This window comes from Pseudomonas sp. GXM4, from assembly GCF_008923895.1.
GTDB classification, from domain to species: Bacteria; Pseudomonadota; Gammaproteobacteria; order Pseudomonadales; family Pseudomonadaceae; genus Aquipseudomonas; species Aquipseudomonas atacamensis.
The window spans coordinates 1-6406 of the sequence record NZ_WBRZ01000294.1 but is presented as its reverse complement, the minus strand read 5'-3'; the positions used below and the strand labels follow the sequence as shown (position 1 = coordinate 6406).

Here is a 6406-nt window from a genome sequence, read left to right as displayed (position 1 = left end):
TCGCAGCCTTCGGCAGCTCCTACATGGCTTCAGTCCACCAGGGTACAGGCCATCACCACCGCATCCTCACGCCCACCCACCGCCGGATAATAATCACGACGCCGGCCAATCTCGTTGAAGCCATAACGCTCATACAACCTGAACGCAGCCGTGTTGCTGTCGCGCACTTCGAGAAAGCACTCCCGCGCTTCAGCCGCGTACGCTCGCGACATCAGATGCTCGAGCAACGTCAGGCCCAACCCGCGCCCCTGATTTTCCGGCTTGACGGTGATATTGAGCAGATGCGCCTCATCAAGAATGATCTGCACCACACCGTGGCCCACCTGCTGCTGCCCTTCGAACATCAGCCAGATCTGGTATTTGCCCAGGCCATCGAGAAAAATCCCCCGGGTCCACGGATGGCTGTACGCGGCGTATTCGATCTTCAACACAGCGTCCAGATCCGCCTCGGTCATCGGGCGAAAGGTTACAGCCTCACTCATCGGATTGTTTCCAGCGCGCCATCAGCCGACGCATGGCTTGCCACACAGCGGCCTTGCGCTGTGGCTCTTCCATTAACAGTTCCAGACCGGGAATCGCCCAGGCCAGGCCCAGACCTTCGATCTGCAATTCACGATTGAACGCTTCGGCGTCCGCTTCCCCGGCAAACTTCACCGCTGGCAGGCCGATCAGCCACAGACAGGCGCAGGGCGCCGCTTCCATCTGCACCGAGAGGAAGCCTTGCACGAAGTCGCGCGCCGCTTCCGGGCCTTGATCCAGCGTGCCGCGATTGAGCCAAGGCCAGCGCACCGGTTCGCCGACGATCTGCGGCGCATCCGGCAAACCGGCGGCGCGCAGCATATCCTTGAGCAGCAGGTAGGCCGGATCGCGACTCTGAAACGCTTCGCCTGTGGGTAACTCGACCAGCAGCAGGCAGCGCCCGGCGCGCAGCAGTTGCAGGGCGAAACGCGGCGGCGGCACTGGCGCAGGCTTGACCACCACCGGCGTGTCGTCGACTTCTTCCACCGGTTTGGCGCCGTTGCGGGTACTGGCCAGCGACGGACGCGGCACCTCGATTTTCGGCCGCTCGACCTGACGCGCGGCAGGCTGCGCCGGTGCTTCAGCCAGAGGCGCCGGAACGACCGGCACCTCAAGCTCAGGCTCGGGCATCTCCAACAGCTCGGGCCGCGACGGTGCGGCGAAAGGCAGTTCGGTGCGCGGCAGCCAGTTGACCACCTGCATGGCGTTCAAATAGGCGCGGCGGCGGGACTCGATAAGCAAAGGTCGGCCACTTGTGGATAACGAAAAGTGCGCTGATTCTACCGCCCTTCGCACAAGATCGCTCGCTGTTGATTCGATACCCCGCGCTGCGCTGCGCCGCTGCCCTTTGGGCAAAGAATGCGACAGCCCGTCCCGAGAGTGAATCGCCGCGCCTGTGATGCAGTACAATCGCCGCTTTTAATCGCCAACCAGCCGGCCATTCCGATGATCGAACCCAAGCGCGTCTTGCGCGCCCTCGCTGAACACTGGGCACTTCTGGAGCCACTGTGCGAGCACTTCGACCAAGGCACCCTGAGCCTCAACGAACTGCGCACGCAACTGGCCGCCCAACAACTCGACAGCACGCCGCAGGACATCACCAGCCTGCTCGACGTGTGGATTCGCCTCGATATTCTGGTTCCGGTGGCGAAAAGCCCGAACCGTTTCGAGCTCAACGCGCAGATCCACGACTTCCTCGCCTACCTGCGCCGCGAACACCGCCTCGGTCTGTGCCTGGAAATCGAAGCCTATTTGCGTCACCTGGAGCGTCTGGCCGGTTATATCCAGGACGCTTTCGACGTTCGTGACGGCAACGATCTGGCGCGCCAGCTGCGCTTGCTCGACATGCGCGTGCGCGACGTACTGAAGAAACTCGACAACGATGAACAGGCCCTGGTGGCAGTCGCCGAACGGGCGAAGACCAGCGACCGGCAGATTCCGCTGCGTCAGCGTTACGCCGAAGTACTGGCGACGTGGGACGAATACGTCGAGCCGATGATCGATCTGGTCAACGCCGACGGTGCCTTCGAGCAAGGCGTGCGCAAGGTCGAAACGGTGCTACTGAAGATGCTCAGCGAACAGCAGCGTCTCGGCCATCTGGTCGATGACGACATGCTCCTGCGCACCCACGCGCGCATCCTCGAAATGCAGACCAGCGCGCAATTGACCCTGCGCCATGCCCGCGAACTGCTGCTGCCGTTGCGTGAAGAAGCGCGTCGGCATAACGCCGTGACCCGTGGCGCCGCACTGGCGCTGGCGGCGATCCGGCGTAAAGGCATCGACGCCGTGCCGCAAGCGGCGATGCCGCTGTTCACCCGCCCACAGAGCACTTTCCTAGGCAGCGCCAGTCAGGTCGAAGCCTACGTTTATGCGCTGGCGCGTTTCGAGCCGAAACCGGCGCGCTTCCCCAAGGCGCACAAAACCCAGAAGGCGGGCGACGCTCCACGTGCACCGCGCACCGTGCGCGAGATGGTCGATCGTTGCGAAGAATCGCTGCCGATGCCGGATCTGATGACCTGGCTGCTGGAGCAGGAACCGGACGGCGCCACCGACGAGTTGCTTTACTGGTTCTCGCGCCTGTCGCGGGAAAAACGCTTCAAGCGCGAGCGTCTGGAACGCCGCGAATACCACACTCACGAGCACCAGGTCAGCCTGCGCTCCTTCGCCCTGCTCTCGGCCAGCGACACCGCCGCCGAGGATTCTGCGAGCATCCCAAATGCATCTTGATCTTTCCGAACTGTCGCAACTGGCGCCGATCTTCCGCGAGTTGTTCAAGGGTTACCACGTCAGCCGTCGTGATCCCGAGCTGTACGCACAACTGTCGAATTTCCAGGACCAGTACCGCACGCTGTTCAAGGCGTTGGGCTTTGAACTGGTCTGCGACACCCGTGGTTTCTACTACTTCGTGCCGGACATGGCCGCCGCAGCGGTGAACAAGACCGCCCAGCGTCTGGCGCTGTTCACCTTCATCCTCGTCGAGCACCTGGCCGATCAGGGCCGCGACCCGATCGCCGTGCTCGACGGCGGCAGCCTCGGCCGGGAAGAATTGCCGTCGCTGCTGGACAAGTATCGCGACCTGTTCATCCAGGCCGAAGTGCAGACCGTCGAAGAACTCGAAGAAAAAATCATGCGCCGCATGACTCAGCTCGGTTTCGCCGGCGAAGAAAACGGTGTCTACCGCTTCCTGCCGCCGATGCACCGTTTCCTCGACGTGTGCCTGTCGGTACAACAGGACCGCGACCTGGCAGCCAGCGTCCACAGCGTTCTGCCGCTGCCGGCGCCGGTGCTGATCGACGAAGAAGCTGAAGCAAAATTCCTCGAAACCGACGATCCGCTCGATCTTTCCGAATTTGAAGAAGAAAGCGAAGAAGACGCACTGGCCCGCGCCATTGCCGAAGAACAGGAGTCCGATGCATGAGCCAGGAACGCTACGGCATCCGCCGCTTTGCCCTTTTGAACACCGCCGGTTACAGCCTCGGTCTGTTCCCGCTGGAAGAACCGTTGTCGGTTTACGGCGCGAACAACCTCGGGAAATCAGCGTCGATCAACGCCTTGCAGTTCCCGATTCTGGCGCGCATGTCGGACATGAGTTTCGGCAAGTACAGCCTCGAACAATCGCGGCGCTTCTACTTCGCCTCCGACACCAGTTACATCCTCGTTGAAGTCAACCTGCCCCACGGCCCCCACGTGATCGGCGTGGTCGGTCGCGGCCCGGGCGGCGGTTTCGGGCACCAGTTCTTCGCCTACGCCGGTAAGCTCGACCTGGCGCATTACCAAAAAAACGACACCTGCCTGCGCCAGAAAGAACTGTTCAGCAATCTCGAAAAAGAAGGCCTGAAAGCCTACGAACTCAAGCCGGATGAACTGCGCCGCTTGCTGGTTGGCGGCCACACGTCAATCCCGCTCGACCTGACCCTGATCCCGCTGCGCTCCACCAGCGAGCAGAGCCTGAAGACATTCCGCGCGTTGTTCATCAACCTGCTGCACATGCGCGAAATCACCGCGGCCAAGCTCAAGCAACTGTTCCTCGATGCTTTCGAGCACAGCCTGCGTTCGGGCAGCGTCGATTACATCGCCGCGTGCGAAGAAGCCTTCCGCGACGTGCGGCGCATGGAGCAGGACTACAACTCGCTGGTCGCCGCCGGCCCGTTGGTTGAAGCGCTGGCCAACGGCGTGAAACAGCGCGACGTGCTGCGCGGCAAACTGCATCGCCTGTCGCCGCTGCTCGACTCCTTGCTCGGCACCTGGTCGGACTACGCCACGGCGCGCAAGGAAGAACTGACCATTCAGGCCGAGCACTACCGTCGCGAGCAGGACGATCTGCAGAACGATCAACGCGGTGGTACTCAGGAACTGATGCGTCTGGAACGGGAAATTTCCGGTATTCAGCGCTGGCTCGGCGAGTTGTCGGTGCTGAAGAACCGCTTCGCCCTGGTCGATGACGTCAAAGTGCTCGAGCAACAATTGCTCGCGGCCAAGGATGCACACGACGAACTGGCCGGTGCCTTGGCGCAGTCGCGTCAGTTCAGCGCCGAAGATCTCGAAGAGCGTCTGCGCGATCTGGAAAAACGCCTGAAGTCGGTGAAGCAACAACTCGATCACGCCGACAACAACAGCTACGCCCGCCTGCGCGAAGAGTTCTCGCAACAGGACGTCGAGCGCCTGATGCGTCTGTTCAACAGCGCGCTGTTCAGCCTGCCGCTGGGCGAACACGGCATCACCCTCGACGAGAACGGTGAGTGGGTGAAATCCGTGGAGCTGATTCTTGATGGCTTCAAGGGCGAGCGCTTCGAAGTGCCGGGCCTGTCGATCGACATCTCGCACATTGAGCCGCCGGCCTTGCAGGCTCTGGCTGACCGCGCCGCGTTGCGCGATCAGAAAGAGCGTCTGGAAAAAGAGCTCAAGCAACTGAAAACCCAGCAGGCCGTGGCCGCCGACCGCGCCGCGAGCAAGACCCAGACCGAAGCGCTGTACCAGCAGGTGCTGGACGCGCAGAAGGCGCTGGAAGATTTCCGTCGCACCCAGACGCTGAGCGCCGAAGAAAGCGACAAGCTCGAGCAACTGGCGCAGATGGAAGCCGCGCAGGATGAGCTCAAGCGCTCCAGCGATGCGTTCACCGAGCGCGTCCAGCAACTGTCGGCCAAGCTGCAACTGGTCGGCCGTCAGATCGCCGACATGGAAGCCAAGCAACGCACGCTCGACGATGCGCTGCGTCGTCGTCAGTTGCTGCCAGCGGATCTGCCGTTCGGCACGCCGTTCATGGATCCTGTCGACGATTCGATGGACAACCTGCTGCCGCTGCTCAACGACTATCAGGACAGCTGGCAGGGTCTGCTGCGTGCCGATGGGCAGATCGAGGCGCTGTATGCGCAGGTCCGTCTCAAAGGCGTGGCCAAGTTCGACAGCGAAGACGACATGGAGCGGCGTCTGTCGCTGCTGATCAACGCTTACGCACACCGCACCGATGAAGCGCTGACCTTGGGCAAGGCGCGGCGCGCGGCGGTCACCGATATCGCCCGCACCCTGCGCAACATCCGCAGCGACTACGACAGCCTCGAGCATCAACTGGCGCTGTTCAACCGCGAGATCAACAAGCGCCAGGTCTCCAACCTGCAGAGCTTCCGCATCGTCCTCGCACCGAACAAGGAAGCGCTCAAGCACATCGACCAGATCATCCACAGCGCCGGGCAATATGAGGAAGGCGAAACCCTGTCGGTGTTCGACCTCAGCCAGAGCGCCGAGCAGGACAACAAGAACGAAGAGGCCAAGGAATATCTGGCGCGGCTGGTGGCAGCGAACCACAACCAGCTCGGCCTCAAGGATTTGTTCGAACTGGCTTTCGAGATCACCAAGGTCAATGGTCAACCAGTCATCCACACCGACATCGACGGCGCGGCCTCCAACGGCACGACCATGACCATCAAGGCGCTGACCAACATGTACTTGTTGCTGCACTTGATGGATCGCGACCTGGCCGGCCGCGTGCGTCTGCCGTACTACCTCGACGAGGCGGCGGACATCGATGAGAAGAACCAGGCGGCGCTGCTGGAAACCAGTCTGCAACTGGGCTTCGTGCCGATTCTCGCAAGTGTGAAGCCGCAGGTCTGCGCCAGTGTCGCAATCGACCTGGAAGGCGGCAGCGGCCCGGCCGGGATCTACATCGATGAAGCGGACTGGAAGTACATCCGCCGCCATGATGTGGTCAAGGCCACGCTGAATGTGCAGGCCGATGAGCCGGAGCTGGATGCGGTTTGATCGGCTTTAGCTGAAGGCATAAAAAGGGCCGCGATCTGCTGGGATCGCGGCCCTTTTTTATCGCCTGGGATTTGGGTTGAATCAGAGGGCCTCTTCGCGAGCAAGCTCGCTCCCACATAGAAAGGCATACAAA

5 protein-coding genes are annotated in these 6406 nt (G+C 61.9%); 3 read left to right on the top strand and 2 right to left on the bottom strand.

Annotated features, from left to right (window positions below):
• Positions 1-29: 29 nt before the first annotated feature.
• Both rimI and F8N49_RS24175 read right to left on the bottom strand, forming a co-directional pair.
• A complete protein-coding gene (gene rimI / locus F8N49_RS24180) occupies positions 30-482 on the bottom strand; it encodes a ribosomal protein S18-alanine N-acetyltransferase (RefSeq protein WP_076564123.1) in 453 nt (150 codons plus the stop codon).
• A complete protein-coding gene (locus tag F8N49_RS24175) occupies positions 475-1221 on the bottom strand; it encodes an energy transducer TonB (RefSeq protein WP_151552874.1) in 747 nt (248 codons plus the stop codon). Before F8N49_RS24175 ends, rimI begins: the two co-directional genes overlap by 8 nt.
• A 243-nt stretch (positions 1222-1464) precedes the next feature.
• Between F8N49_RS24175 and mksB the strand changes: the two genes are divergently transcribed.
• The 3 genes from mksB to mksF are packed head-to-tail and all read left to right on the top strand — an operon-like array spanning position 1465 to position 6273.
• Positions 1465-2745, top strand: coding sequence for an Mks condensin complex protein MksB (gene mksB, locus F8N49_RS24170; RefSeq protein WP_160768349.1), 1281 nt, complete (start codon positions 1465-1467; stop codon positions 2743-2745).
• Positions 2735-3436 carry an Mks condensin complex protein MksE gene (mksE, locus tag F8N49_RS24165; RefSeq protein WP_016773189.1) on the top strand — a complete coding sequence of 234 codons (702 nt, stop codon included), beginning with the start codon at positions 2735-2737 and terminating at the stop codon, positions 3434-3436. The genes mksB and mksE overlap by 11 nt, the downstream gene beginning before the upstream one ends.
• Positions 3433-6273, top strand: a complete 2841-nt coding sequence (mksF, locus tag F8N49_RS24160) for an Mks condensin complex protein MksF (protein ID WP_041480021.1) — start codon at positions 3433-3435, stop codon at positions 6271-6273. The genes mksE and mksF overlap by 4 nt, the downstream gene beginning before the upstream one ends.
• The last annotated feature ends 133 nt before the right edge of the window (positions 6274-6406 follow it).